Here is a 13,591-nt window from a genome sequence, read left to right as displayed (position 1 = left end):
CGTAGCCGTAGTTACTTGGCCTTCCTGGCAACGCCGCATGCGAAAAGCTCATGCCCGCTGGGCGGAATCAGCTATTCGCTACATCCTCCTAGGACAGAACGGACTTCGCCTCTTCGACGAGTGCGTCAAACGCCTTGGGATCGTGAATCGCGAGCTCGGAGAGCTGCTTGCGGTTCAGGCCGATCTCGGCGCGGTTCATGCCTGCGATGAACTGGCTGTAGGTCATCCCGCGCATCCGAGCGGCCGCGTTGATGCGGACGATCCAGAGGCGGCGGAACTGGCGCTTCTTCTGACGGCGGTCGCGGTAGCTGTACGCCCATGCGCGGACGACAGACTCGCGAACGGTGCGCCAGAGCTTCGAGCGGCCGCCGCGGAATCCGCGAGCGCGCTTGAACCAGCGAACCTTCTTCTGGTGACGCGGAGCGCCGTAGGTGACACGTACCATGGATCAGCCACCTCCCATCATGCGCTTGAGGAGATAGGCCCAGGTGCCCGTCACGATGATCGCCTTGCGCTTGTTGCGCTTGTGCTTGGCGTCCTTCGGGGCGTGCTGGTGGCCACGCTTGGGCCTGGAGCACTTGAGCTTGCCGCTCTTGGTCATGCGGAACCGCTTCTTGACGGCTCCTTTCGATTTCATCTTTGGCACGGTTCTGTCCTTGGAACGGACGTGATACATGCCCGATCCGATCGAGCTCACGTCAGCCTGGAAACCCCGGTCGTGGGCGGTGCCGCGCCACTTGCGGGAGTCGGAACGAGGGCTCGCTCCGCACTTCTGGCGAGCAGGATAGCGGCGCGGCCGTGCGGAGGCACCCCCAATCGCGGGAGTTTGTGCCTCGATTCCGAGCAAGAAGTGTCCCGATTTGCGCAGCGGGCAGGGCGCCAGAGCGGAGATGTCTCGGTGGGACCAGCCGTTCCGGGACCGGGGGCTAGCCTTTTGGCGTCAAGGAGCCTCCGGCGATGTTGCCTGGAGGTCCCACGAGCCCCCATGAGCCATCTCCAGTCCGCGGTTCTAGCCGCCTCCTTCCTCGTCGGCGCCTCCGCATGGGGCCTGGCGCCCCCTGCGGTCGCCAGCGACCTCCCCGCAGGCTTCCAGGAGTCCATCGTACTCGAGGGCCTCGCGTCGCCATCCGCCCTCGACTTCACCCCGGACGGACGGCTCATGGTCACCGAGCGCGTCGCAGGGTACCTACGCCTCGCGGAGGAAACCCCCACCGGTACGTGGCGACTTCTCCCCGAGCCCTTCGCCCGCTTCGACATTCCGAAGGAGAACGGCGCTCCTGCCGCCCACCGCTCCTCTGGCGTACGCGGCTTCGCCTTCGACCCGGACTACGCCAGCAACGGCTTTGTCTACGTGTTCTACATGAAGGACAACCCGCGCCAGAATCGGGTCGTCCGGATCCAGCGTGACCCGGCGAACCCCGACCGCGCTCTACCCGGCGAAACCCTGCTCCTGAACCTGCCCTTCAACGGCTCGAGCGCGAGCGGCAGCCACAACGGCGGCGCCCTGCGCTTCGGCCCCGACGGCCTGCTCTACATCACGACCGGCGACGGCTGGTCGGGCGGCGACGGCGTTCAGTCCCTATCCACCTTCACCGGCAAGGTTCTGCGTATCCGGCCGGACGGATCGATCCCCGAGAGCAACCCCTTCTACGGCCAGGCGTCCGGGGACTACCGCGCCATCTACGCGCTCGGCCTGCGCAATCCCTACACGCTGACCCTCAACGAGTCGAACGGCTGGATGCTGATCGGTGAGGCCAACGGCGGCAACAAGGCCGAGATCCTGCGTCTGGAACCGGGCGCCAACTACCGGCACCAGAACTTCGGCGGCATCGGACTCTCCCGCGGCCACTGGGTCGACGGCGGCGCGGCGGGCAACAAGATGGTGGCGGGGGGCGCTTGGTATCCTGCCAGCGGCCCGTTCCCGAGCCAGTACCACGGCGCGTACTTCATGGCGCTCTGGGGCACGAACGGCGCGAACGGAGGGCCTCCGGGCCAGCTCAGCTACGTGCGCTCCGCGGCAGACCCGAGCGTGGTCGCCTTCGACACGAACGTCGGACTCTTCGACGGAGCGGGGACGCGCCTGAAGCCAGTGCACCTTCGTGTGGGCCCCGACGGCGCGCTCTACTATCTGATGACGAGCTACCTCACGGGCGCAGGGAGCATCGTGCGCGTGCGCTACGAGGGCACGGCCTCGGTCGCGACCCCGACGTTCACGCCGGACGGCGGTAGCTACCCAGGACCGATCCAGGTCGCGCTCTCGACGGCGACCGCGGGCGCTGAGATCCGCTGGACGGCGGACGGCTCCGAGCCCACGATGGCCTCGACCCTCTACACCGGCCCCCTCTCCGTGCGCCGAACCGGAACGCTGCGCTCGCGGGCCTTCCTCGGGGGCGCGTCAAGCTCCCTCGCCGCGGCCGACTACACGATCGGCGCCGCCACGAATCAGCCCCCCGTCGTCAACGCGGGACCCGATCAATTCGCGGAGGTCCGCACGATGGTCGTCCTGAACGGCGCGGCCACCTACGACCCAGACGGGAGCGAACTCCTTCTGAGCGAGAACTGGGTTCAGGTCAGCGGCCCCCGGGCGGAGCTCTCCAACACCGATGAAACCGCGGCCTACTTCTTCCCCGTGCGTACGGGACGCTACCGCTTCCGCCTCGACGTCACCGACGGAACGGATAGCCGCAGCGACTTCACGGTCGTGACCGTTCTGCCCTGCATCCACGATGTCCAGGAGTCGCTCGTGGCGCGCTGGTCGATGGAAGAAGGCTCGGGCCTCGTCGCCCTCGATCGCGCCGCTGGGCTGTGGAACGGGACGCTCGCAGGGGCCACCTGGTCGAGCGAGGGCGTAGCCAGCCACACGCCCGGCACCACGAGTGGCGCGCTCTCCTTCGATGGAATCGACGACCGACTCTTCATCGGTTCGCCGGACGTCACGGGCACCGAGATCACGCTGACCGCCTGGATTCGCGCCGACGACTTCGGCGTGCCCGACGCCCGCATCCTCTCGAAGGCAACGGGGGTGTCCGAACAGGATCACTACTGGATGCTGAGCACGATTCAGGTAAGCGGCGCACCGCGGCTGCGCTTCCGCCTCAAAGCGGGAGGTTTGACGAGCACCTTGATCAGCACCGGTCCGCCCCTCGCCGCGGCCGAGTGGACCTTCGTCGCTGCGACCTACGACGGCGCGCGCATGCGAATGTACCTCGATGGCACGGAAGTCGGTTCGATGGCGAAGTCGGGCGCGATCTCAACCTCCCCCAGCGTTCCAGCCGCCATCGGCAATCAGCCCGCCAGCGATCGGCCTTTCGACGGACTCATCGACGAGGTCCGGATCTACTCCCGCGCCCTCGACGCCCGGGAACTCGACATCGTGGCAGGCGAAGGGAGACGCCTCGACTGCTCCCAGGCCGTGGACCCGAAATAGGGGTCTTCAGCAGAATCTGGGGGCCTGTAACACTCCAGTCCAGCGGCGAACAAGGAGCGCTGGGCCTGGGGTTGACTCCGCTGGACTCCGGAACTCCGGAACACCTGCCAACGCAACCAAAGAAGCGGAGGGCCGGGAAGGTTGCAGGGGTGCGGCGCCCCTGTGAGGGATGGAGGGTCGGAAGTACGCGAGCTTGGGCCTGGCCTCCGCCTTGAGAGACCCAGGCAAGGAGTCGAGACGCGGAGGCGAAGAGTGGAAGTCGCGGAACCGTTCCGCCCCGATTCACACGCGCAGTCGCCGCCCTCACCACCGCCAGTCCGCGGGCCGAGAGCGCCCCGATGCTCAGGACTGCCTGGGCCCGTGGGCCTTGCAGGGCCGCGGATTCCGCTGAAGACCCAAATGGCGCAGGCTGCGGGAATCATGGAAAAGCGAGAACCCGTGTCGAGCCCGGCCGACTGATAGGCCGTGAACGACTCCGACGAACCCAGACCCGCCGCGATCGAAGGACAGAAGCGCGAACTCGCGCTCCTGGTCATTCGCTGCCAGCTCGGCGAGCGAGACGCACTGGATCGAATGGTCGTCGACTGGCACGCGTCCGTTTTCCGCTACGTGGCGAGCTTCCTCCAGGACCCGCGCGAGGTGGACGAGGTTTGCCAGAACGTCTGGCTCGGCGTGCTGCGAGGGCTGCCGCGACTGAAGGAGCGCGCATCGTTCGCTCCCTGGCTCTTCGGCATCGCCCGACGCTCGGCCTTCGACTGGATGCGCATGCGCTATCGCCATGCGCCCGAGGAGCCTTGGCCCGAAGACATCGAGGTCACGGAGGCGAGTGACGGCTCGACCGATGACCCCGAAGGATTGGATCCGAACGTCCTGGAGCAGGGACTGCAGTCCCTCACGCCCCTGGAGCGCGAAGTCGTTCTCCTGCACTACTTCGAAGGACTCCCCATCGACCAAATCGGCGAGGCGATCCACGCTCCGCCCGGCACCGTCAAGTCCCGCCTGCACCGCGCGCGGCGAAAGCTTCGCGCCCAATTCGGGCCTTTCGACCGAGGAATCGCACCATGACTGATCGCTTCACCACGACCGTACCCGTCCCACCTTCGTCGCTCGCCAGCGCGCGGAGCCTGATCGCGGCTCGGACCTCTCCGGTCTCACCCGCCTGGATGGCCGCCTTGCTCGTGGTGAGCGCAGGCGGCGGGCTCTTCCTCGCGTCGGTCTGGGCGACGGAGCCCGAGCCGCTTCCCGCGAGAACGAACGTCGCGTTCGGACTCTGTCTGGTGATCGCGTTCTCGTGGAGCGCGTTCGCCGTCCACGGTCTCCTGCGCCGACGGAGCCTCCTCGTTCACCAGCGAGTCATCGCGGCGAGCATGGGCCTCGTCTTCAGCAGCGCGTTCACGCTGCTCGGCCTCGCCGTGACCATCCCACAGAACCAGGATGGACGCGCCGTTCTCGTGGGCAGCACAGGCGGCTCGTTCATCGCGGTGGCTTCGGTGCTTCTGGTCCGAGCCGTCGCCGCCAGAAGGGAACTGAATGACGCACGGGCCGCGCTGATGGAGAGCGGACCTCCGTCGCACTAATCGAACTTCATGTCGAAGTAGCACCAGGCCGAAGCGCGGTACGTGTGCTCATGAACCCTGGCGCGCCCCGAGCGCCATCGATTCACGTCCCTATCGACCCGAAACGACTTCCCATGAAAGTTCACGCCTACGGCACCCCTGACGCCAGCTCGCCCCTCAAGCCCGTTCAGTTCGACCGCCCCGATGTCCGTTCTGGCGAGGTGGCGATGGAGGTCCTTCACTGCGGCGTCTGCCACTCCGATATCCACCAGGCCCGCGACGACTGGGGAAACACGGTCTGGCCCTGCGTCCCGGGGCACGAGATCGTCGGGCGCGTGACCGAGGTCGGTAGCGGCGTGAAGCGCTTCAGCGTGGGCGACCTGGTGGGCGTCGGATGCATGGTCAACTCCTGCCAGACGTGCGATGCGTGCAAGAGCGGCGAGGAGCAGTACTGCACCGGCCCTCGCGGCGCGACCCTCACCTACAACGGACCGACCGCCCCGGACGGAACCAACACCTACGGCGGCTACTCGACGGCGATGGTGGTTCGCGAAGAGTTCTGCCTCACGATCCCGGACGCCATCGAGCCGGAGAAAGCTGGCCCAATCCTCTGCGCTGGCGTCACCACCTATCATCCGCTGCGCTACCACGACGCGGGTCCGGGGAAGAAGGTCGCGATCGCGGGCATCGGTGGACTCGGCCACATGGCGATCCAGATCGCCAAGGCGATGGGTGCGCACGTGACCGCGCTGACCACGAGCGCGTCCAAGGAGAAGCTCATCGAGGAGCTGGGTGCGGACGACGTCATCCTGATGAAGGACGAGGACGAAGTGGAAGCCGCCGAAGGCCGCTTCGATCTCGTGCTCTCAACGATCCCCTACGCCCACGACGTCAATCCGTATCTCGCGATGACAGCCCACGATGGCACGCTGCACTTCGTGGGCCTTTTCATGCCGATCGAAGAGCTGGCGACGATGCCGATGCTCTTCAAGCGCAAGAAGATCATGGGCTCACTGATCGGAGGGGTGAAGCAAACCCAGGAAGTCCTCGACTTCTGCGCGAAGCACGACATCCGACCTGAGACCCAGAGCATCGCCATGGACGAGATCGAGGACGCCTTCGAGAGAGTGAAGTCGGAGGACGTTCGTTTCCGTCACGTCATCGACATGTCGACGCTGAGGGCCGCCGCAAGCCAGCTCGAAGCGACGACGCTGGAAGCTCCCGACCGGGGAATGGCGGCAGATGGCGGAAAGGCATCCTGACGCCGAGGAGGACCTCGCGGAGTCAGCGTCGAGCGCGCGCCAAGGCGCGACAGCGAGTCCGAACTGAGACATCTGGACCCGATCGTCAGGGTTGTGTGTGGAAGGGGCCGCGAGGGCTTCCCGTCGTGGGATGATCCGGGGAGACTGCGCTTAGGTGCGCCGCCGCTCCCACGCGGCCCTCCCCACCGCTTCCCTTTCTCTCTCTTTCAAGACCAGAACACCGGACCACACTTTGAAATCCGCACTCACTCTCAGCGTGGCAGGCCTGCTGGCCAGCTCAGCCGCCGGCCAGATCAGCTTCACCCCGCTTGCGACCGTCGATCTCTCGGTCACCGCCAACCCGGCCAACGCCGAATTCATCGGTTCCAGCCCCTCCGCCGTGGCCTGGGATGGAGCGGACCTCTACGTCGGTGGCTACAACGGCGGCCAGGTCCAGAACACGGCGATCGTCAAGGTGACGAACGCCCTCGGCTCCGCCACCATCGGCCCGGCCTTCGGCATCGTCCCCAATACGATGAATCAGCGCGGGTACTCGGGTCTTGACATCTCGCCCGCCGGTCTCGCGGCCGCCCATGACTTTGGCGCCGCCACGGCCGAGGGGATCACCCTCTTCGACACCACGACGCTCGCGCCGATCTGGATGAAGAACACTCGCGGCAGCTCCGGCGTCGGCTTCGATCCAGGTACACCTGGCGGTGGTCCCACTGGGCGCGGCGTCGGCTATCCGAACTTCGGTTCCGGACGCCGCTTGATGCAGGACACGGTCACCGGCGCCGACGTGTGGACCACCGCGAACGGCATGCTGCTGGACGCCACGCAGGGCACGCTCTGGCGCGACATCGACTTCGACGACACGACGGGCGACGTATACCTGCGCCAGGCCAACAACCTCGTCAAGATGCAGCGCACGGGCGACAACGCCACGGGCACCGCGACGTACCTCTTCGATCCGGTCGATCGTCCCTTCACGAACGGAACGAACGTCGCCTACCTCGATCGCTCCTTCCAGGACTACGTGGTCTTCAACGACCGCGACGATCCGAACACGGGCCAGCAGGCGACCGACGTCATCAAGTTCGTCACGCCCTCGGGCGCCGCAGCCACCGCGACCTGGGGCGGCTTCGCCTTCCCCACCAGCAACGCCTACTACGACTTCTCCTGGGACGCGGCGAGCGGCACCCTGGCGATCCTGGACTTCGAGAACCGGCAGGTCTATCTCTTCGAAGAGAGCTTCGGAATCGGGATGAACTACTGCGCGGCGGTCGCCAACTCGACCGGTCAAGCAGCGGTCATGTCGGCCAGCGGGTCGCTGAACGTGGCCGACAACCAGGTCTCCCTCTCCACGGAGTCCCTGCCGGCGAACTCCTTCTGCTTCTACATCGTTTCACAGACCCAGGGCTTCGTGATGAACCCCGGCGGCAGCGTCGGCAACCTCTGCGTGGCGGGCCAGGTGGGTCGCTACGTGGGCCCGGGTCAGGTCAAGAACTCCGGCCCCGGTGGTGCTATCACCCTGGGTATCGATCTCACGGCCATCCCGAGCCCGACGGGCTTCGTGAGCGCTGTTCCCGGTCAGTCCTGGAACTTCCAGACCTGGTACCGCGATTCGGTCATGGGCCAGCCCGTGTCGAACTTCTCCGACGGTATTCAGCTCAACTTCTGATCCAGACCACGAGCCCGAAGAATTCATCAATCTGCGTCGCCAGCGCCAAACCCAATGGCATCAAAGGTAGTTCCCCGGTCGGCCTTGTCGTCGACCGGGCCATCGAAGGCAGCCGGTCAGGGCCGGCGCAGGATCTTGACGCGAATGGCCGCTTTCATGCGTTGGCCTACCGATCCCGGAGCGCGCAGATTCTGGTAGACCAGCCGGTGTGCGTGAGCAAGAGCCAGCCGATCGCCGGAGTACACGTCCGTCGGGCTCCGATTCTTGTGCATCGGCGACGTGTCCACGCTCTCGAAACCAAGGAAGCCCGCCAGTTTCTTTGCCTCGTCCCCCTCGCCGGAGTGATGCTCATGATAGGGCTGACTCTACGCCCTGCGCGATTCCATGGGGCGCGTCCGGCCCGAGACGTAGCCTGCATGATTCACGAGTTTGCTCCACCAGTGCGTTCAAACCGCGGCGTGGCAAGGAAGGCGACCGAACGAAGCGGAGGCGGGCCCGTAGGCCCGTCGAGCATTCTGTGAGGGAGCCCGCGAAGCGGGCGGCAGCCAAAGGCTGCCGTCTGACGCCGCCACGGCGTGGTTTGGGCGTCCTGGTGGTGCAAACTTGTGAATGATGCGGGCTTGCCAACCGGGGCGCGGGTAGCGTACCGCCATGATCACCGGCACCTTTCTCGACGAGATCAGTCACGACATTCCTTCCGCCAACTGGGGTCGCCTGGAGTGGGCCAAGGATTTCGAGTCCATGGCTTCGGCCGGCATCGACACCGTGATCCTCATCCGCGCTGGCTACCGCGACCGCTGCGCGTTTCACTCGGACGTGCTGCGGAAGCGCCACGGCTACCTGATCGTCCAGGACGACCTCGTGGAGCTCTTCCTGGATCTCGCGCAGACCCACGGGATGACCTTTTGGTTCGGTACGTACGACTCGGGCGAGCACTGGGTGCGAGGCGAGCACCAGGCGGAGATCGACGTGAACCTCGCGTTCACCGAGGAGTTCGCGCAGCGATACGGCGACCACCCCGCCCTCGGCGGATGGTACATCAGCCACGAGATCGACGCCTTCGACGATGGCGTCATGCGCGTGTACGAATCGCTCGCGCGCCACCTGAAAGGGCTCCGCGATCTGCCGATCTTGATTTCTCCCTACCCCCGCGGCGCCAAGCAGTTCGACAGGCCGTTCACGCTCGAGGAGCACAGCCAGCACTGGTCGCGCATCTTCGAGCGGATCGAAGGGCTCGTCGACGTCGTCGCCTTCCAGGACGGCCAAGTGCTCTACTCCGAGCTACCCGACTACCTCGCGACCAACGCCGACCTGAGTCGCCGCCACGGCATCACGTCCTGGTCCAACGTCGAGAGCTTCGACCGCGACGTCCACCTCAAGTTTCCGCCGATCGCGTGGCCGAAGCTCCGCTACAAGATCGAGGCCGCGCGCGCCGCACAGGTCGACAAGCTCATCACCTTCGAGTACTCCCACTTCATGAGCCCGAACTCGATGTTCCCCTCGGCAGCGGGCCTGCATCGCATGTACATGGAGTGGAAGCGCGGGGAAGAGCGACGTGGCTGACCGCGCTGGCCTCCCATCACGCATCGCCACATGGCGGGACCGGATCAGCTCCGATCTATGGAAGAGCGTTCTTCCCTTCTGGATGGAGCACTCCCTCGACGAAGCGCACGGTGGGTTCCTGAACTGCCTCGACCGCGACGGCACGCCCTTCGACACCACGAAGCACGTCTGGCTCCAGGGGCGTCAGGTCTGGATGCTTTCCAAGGTCTTCCTGGAGCGAAGGGACGAGCGGTACCTCGACGCGGCGCGCCTCGGCGTGGAGTTCTTGGGCCGCCACGCCGTCGGTTCTGACGGCCGCGCCTACTTCGCGCTGCGGCGAGACGGCGCGCCGATCGCGCTGCAGCGCAAGATCTTCTCCGAGTGTTTCCTTGTGATGGCCTACGCGGAGTTTGCGCGCGCCAGCGGCGACCAGAGCTATCGAGCGCGCGCCCTGGACCTCTTCGACACGATCCTCGGGCTGATCGAAGATCCCACGCGGCTCGGCCGCCCGGTGCTCAGCGGGCAGACGAAGACCTCCGAACTGGCGGTCCCCATGATCCTGCTCAACCTCGTGGCCGAGCTCCGCGGCGAGCCAGGGTCGGAGACGTTCGACGACCGCGAGGACTACGACCGAATCGAAGCGGAGTGCGTCGCGAAGGTGCTGCGCCACTTCGACGCCGAACGTGGGCTCGTGTTTGAGACCGTGGGCGCCGGCGGCGAGCGCCTACTCGACTCCCCCGCCGGGCGGCTTCTGAACCCCGGGCACGTCATCGAAGCAGCGTGGTTCCTGGTCCAGTACGCCGAGCGCGTGAACGATTCAGCGCTGGTGGATTCGAGTCTCGCGATGATGAAAGGAGCGCTCGACGTCGGCTGGGATACCGAGCACGGCGGGCTCTACTATTTTCTCGACTCCGAGGGCTACAGTCCGACACAGCTCGAGTGGAGCATGAAGCTCTGGTGGCCCCACCTGGAGGCCATGGTCGGGACGCTCGTGGCATGGCGTGCGTCCAGCGACGCGCGCTGGTTCGAGCGCTTCGAACAGGTCGCGAGCTGGGCCTACGAGCGCTTTCCCGACCCCGAGCACGGAGAGTGGTTCGGCTACCTCGACCGCGAGGGCCGCGTCTCCCAGCGCTTCAAGGGCGGGCCGTACAAGGGCTGCTTCCACGTGCCGCGGGCGCTCATGCTGTGCGAGCGGCTCCTGAAGACGTGATTCAGTCCCGCTTCACGAGCCCGATCACCCGCGCGATCGAAGCGGCTTCCTCGGCGGAGACGCGCAGCACCTCCACGGGCACGCCGGATCTCAGCCTGACCGAGGCGACCTCCGTCCAGCGCTCGCGCTCCGAATCGGACTCCGAATTGGACTCCGGCGCCTCCGAATGGATGACGTAGGTGCCCCGCTCCGGCGCCGTCAGCGTGAACACGACCTCCTCGCCATCGGCCTTACGCACGCCCTCCAGGGCGGCAGGCCTCCAGCCCGCGCGTGACCGCCAGGGAAGTCGTGCAGGCTCGGCATAGGGCCCCTCGCCCAGCGCGCGGGCGAGAGCGCCGTCGCGGCTCAGAAGGCTCGTCTCGTAGAACCAGACCTCGCCGCCCAGGGAACGCGCTCGGTTCGCCATGATCGCGCCCAGCGCGTCCTCCTCCGACACCAGGTAGTCGCGGAAGCTCCCGAGGACGCCCGGCGCGATCACGCCGGGTCGAGATCCGAGCCACTCGATCTTCAGCATGGCCTCGGCCTGGCTCACGTAACCCGCCAGGTCACGCGCATAGAGCTGGGGATGAAGCGCGTCCACGAGGCCGCGTTCGACCCACGTCTTCTGGTCCTGCAGGTAGTCGCGCAGCGACCAGCTCGGACCGCCTGGCGCCATGGAGAAAGCCAGCGAGGGGCGAACCTTCTTCACCGCCGCCCTGAGTTCCGCGAGGTAGTCCGTGAGGATGTCTGCGCGCCACTGGGTCCAGGCGACGTCGTGAATGTCCTCGGGCGGAGACGCGCGGCGGTGCTCGCGCCGGTAGCGGGCGATCGTGAGCGGGTCGTAGCCACCCTCGGCGGGCAGCGCGGGCAACCGGTCGTCGCCCTGGACGCCGTCGATGTCGTAGCGCCGAGCGCACTCCAGCACCATGTCCGTGAGGAACCCCTGCACCTCGGGATCCAGCGAGTTCATCCACTGGAAGCCGTTCTTCACGACAGGAGCGCCGCTCTGATCCAGCGCCGCCCACTCCGGGTGCTTCACGAGGGCCTTGCCCGGGAAGGTCTCGTGCCCGGCGGCGAAGCCGTACTCGAACCAGGGAATGACCTCGATCCCGTGTACGTGCGCCTCGAAGAGCACCTCGGCCAGCGGATCCCGATCCCCGTAGCGCGGGTCCACGGCGTGCCCGGTGACCTTCTCGGCGACGGCGCTTCGGAAGAGCGTGTGCCCCTTGCTCCAGACCACCGGAAAGACGACGTTGATGCCAGACGACGCGAGGATCTCCATCTGCTCGGCGACGTTCGCGCGGGATTCGAAGAACGTCGAATGACTGTTCGGAATCCAGACGCCGCGCACGGCGACCGCGGCCTCCTCTTGCGCTGACACGTGCGGAATCGTGATCGACAAAGAGAGCAGCAACGGCAGACAGGGACTCGTTAGCATGCCCCCACTATGGGAAACAGCGTCGGGGTTCGCGAGGTGGACGTGCTGATCGTCGGTGGCGGATGCTCCGGGGTGGCGGCTCTTTTGCAAGCGGTTTGTATGGGCGCGCGCGTCCTGGTCGTCGAGGAGTCCCCGTGGCTCGGGGGCATGATCACGGCCGCGGGGGTCAGCTGCATCGATGGGAACGAGGGGGCCCTCGGTGGAGGGATCTTCGGCGCGTTTCGGGCCGCAATGGAGCAACACTACGGCGGGCCTGAGGCGGTGCGGACGGGCTGGGTTTCGAACACCTGCTTCGAGCCCCAGGTCGCAGCCGCGTGGTTCCGCGACGCTGTGGCTGCCTCCACGGCCGAATGCCTGCACGGCGCGAGGCTCGTTCGAGTGCTGCGAGAGGAGCAGCGCATCGCGGGCGCCGTGTTCGAGCACGGGGGTGCCGCGCTGGAGGTGCGTGCGCACGTGACGATCGAGGCCACCGAGTACGGTGACGTGCTGGCCCTCGGCGAGGTCCCGTTCCGCCTGGGACGGGAGTCCCGCGCGGAGACGGGCGAGGCCCACGCGCCCGAGGAGGCGGACGACGAGATCCAGGACCTCACGATGGTCGCGACCCTGCGGCGAGTGCAGGGTGGCGCGAAGCCGGTGCTGCTTCCGCCCGGCCAGGACACCGCCCGCTTCCACAACTCCACCGCCGTCCACGCGAAGATCCAGGACCCGGCGTACTGGAACCACAAGCTGCACTCGTGGGAGAGCTTCTTGACCTACGCGCTGCTCCCGGAGTCGGGCGAGGACAGCACGCCCGGCGATCTCTTCATGCTCAACTGGCCGTTCCACTCGAACGACTATCCGGCGCAGGGTCTCTTCGGCACGCCCGAAGAGCGCGCCTCCACCCTGGCGGCGGCGAAGGAGCGAACGCTCGCCTACGTTCACTACATGCAGACGGAACTCGGGCACCCGGAATGGGGTCTCGCCGAGGACGTCTATCCGACGGCCGATCATCTTCCGCTGCTGCCGTACGTGCGGGAGAGCCGCCGCGTCGTCCCCGTGCGCTGGCTACGTGAGGAGGACGTCGTCCCACGGGATGGATCGAAACGCAATGCCGTCCAGCCGGACGGCGTCGCCGTCGGGGACTACTACCTCGATCACCACCACGACAAGGACCACCGTCCTCCGGGTGAGCGGCTCGGCGAGTGCTTCCCGTCGAACGCTCCGTTCCAGATCCCGTACTCGGCCATGCTACCGCGGGAGGTCAACGGGCTGATCGCAGCGGAGAAATCGATCGGCGCGACGCACATCGTCAACGGTTGCTCGCGGCTGCAGCCCGTGGCACTGCTGATCGGCCAGGCCGCCGGAGCCGCCGCCGCGCTGGCGGTACGCGACGGCTGCGAGCCCCGCGAAGTCGACGTGACCGAGCTTCAGTCGCTCTTGCTCGCGGCGGGGGCACAGATCGTGCCGGACAGGGACTGCCCGAACACGCTGCCGGACTTTGCGGAGCGCCAGCGGGCGCTGCTGGCTGGCGGCTGAAG

The 13,591-nt window shown here is 66.7% G+C and carries 11 protein-coding genes; 8 read left to right on the top strand and 3 right to left on the bottom strand.

Features of this window, described 5'->3' with window-relative positions; translation table 11 throughout:
- Window positions 1-88: 88 nt before the first annotated feature.
- Window positions 89-445: a 50S ribosomal protein L20 gene (rplT, locus tag Poly30_RS11140; RefSeq protein ID WP_145197226.1), complete on the bottom strand. Its 357-nt coding sequence runs from the start codon at window positions 443-445 to the stop codon at window positions 89-91.
- A 3-nt stretch (window positions 446-448) separates the two neighbouring features.
- Window positions 449-637, bottom strand: coding sequence for a large ribosomal subunit protein bL35 (locus tag Poly30_RS11135; protein ID WP_419191253.1), 189 nt, complete (start codon window positions 635-637; stop codon window positions 449-451).
- Window positions 638-985: 348 nt separating this feature from the next.
- Between Poly30_RS11135 and Poly30_RS11130 the strand changes: the two genes are divergently transcribed.
- The 7 genes from Poly30_RS11130 to Poly30_RS11100 all read left to right on the top strand — a co-directional run bounded on the left by Poly30_RS11130 (window position 986) and on the right by Poly30_RS11100 (window position 10,657).
- Window positions 986-3,427: a PQQ-dependent sugar dehydrogenase gene (locus tag Poly30_RS11130; protein WP_145197222.1), complete on the top strand. Its 2,442-nt coding sequence runs from the start codon at window positions 986-988 to the stop codon at window positions 3,425-3,427.
- Window positions 3,428-3,892: 465 nt separating this feature from the next.
- The gene (locus tag Poly30_RS11125) at window positions 3,893-4,492 is read left to right on the top strand and encodes an RNA polymerase sigma factor (protein ID WP_419191252.1); all 600 of its coding nucleotides are present in this window, start codon (window positions 3,893-3,895) and stop codon (window positions 4,490-4,492) included.
- On the top strand, window positions 4,489-5,004 hold the full coding sequence (locus Poly30_RS11120) for a hypothetical protein (protein ID WP_145197220.1): 516 nt from the start codon (window positions 4,489-4,491) through the stop codon (window positions 5,002-5,004). Before Poly30_RS11125 ends, Poly30_RS11120 begins: the two co-directional genes overlap by 4 nt.
- A gap of 113 nt (window positions 5,005-5,117) precedes the next feature.
- The gene (locus tag Poly30_RS11115) at window positions 5,118-6,245 is read left to right on the top strand and encodes an NAD(P)-dependent alcohol dehydrogenase (protein WP_145197218.1); all 1,128 of its coding nucleotides are present in this window, start codon (window positions 5,118-5,120) and stop codon (window positions 6,243-6,245) included.
- Window positions 6,246-6,477: 232 nt separating this feature from the next.
- Entirely contained in the window at window positions 6,478-7,905 is a 1,428-nt protein-coding gene (locus Poly30_RS11110; protein WP_145197216.1) for a hypothetical protein, read from the top strand.
- A gap of 651 nt (window positions 7,906-8,556) precedes the next feature.
- A complete protein-coding gene (locus tag Poly30_RS11105; protein ID WP_145197214.1) occupies window positions 8,557-9,468 on the top strand; it encodes a DUF4434 domain-containing protein in 912 nt (303 codons plus the stop codon).
- Window positions 9,469-9,550: 82 nt separating this feature from the next.
- Complete coding sequence (locus Poly30_RS11100; protein ID WP_145197212.1) at window positions 9,551-10,657, top strand: AGE family epimerase/isomerase; 1,107 nt, start codon at window positions 9,551-9,553, stop codon at window positions 10,655-10,657.
- Between the two features lies 1 nt (window position 10,658).
- Here the strand turns inward: Poly30_RS11100 and Poly30_RS11095 are convergent, their stop codons facing one another.
- Window positions 10,659-12,017 (bottom strand): glycoside hydrolase family 10-like protein, encoded by a 1,359-nt coding sequence (locus Poly30_RS11095; RefSeq protein WP_419191251.1) that lies wholly within the window; start codon window positions 12,015-12,017, stop codon window positions 10,659-10,661.
- Window positions 12,018-12,083: 66 nt separating this feature from the next.
- On the opposite strand from Poly30_RS11095, the gene Poly30_RS11090 reads away from it, so the two are divergent.
- Window positions 12,084-13,589, top strand: coding sequence for an FAD-dependent oxidoreductase (locus tag Poly30_RS11090; protein ID WP_145197208.1), 1,506 nt, complete (start codon window positions 12,084-12,086; stop codon window positions 13,587-13,589).
- Window positions 13,590-13,591 lie beyond the last annotated feature (2 nt).

This window comes from Saltatorellus ferox (assembly GCA_007751475.1).
Lineage (GTDB): Bacteria > Planctomycetota > UBA1135 > UBA1135.
This window is presented reverse-complemented; position numbering and strand designations above follow the sequence as displayed.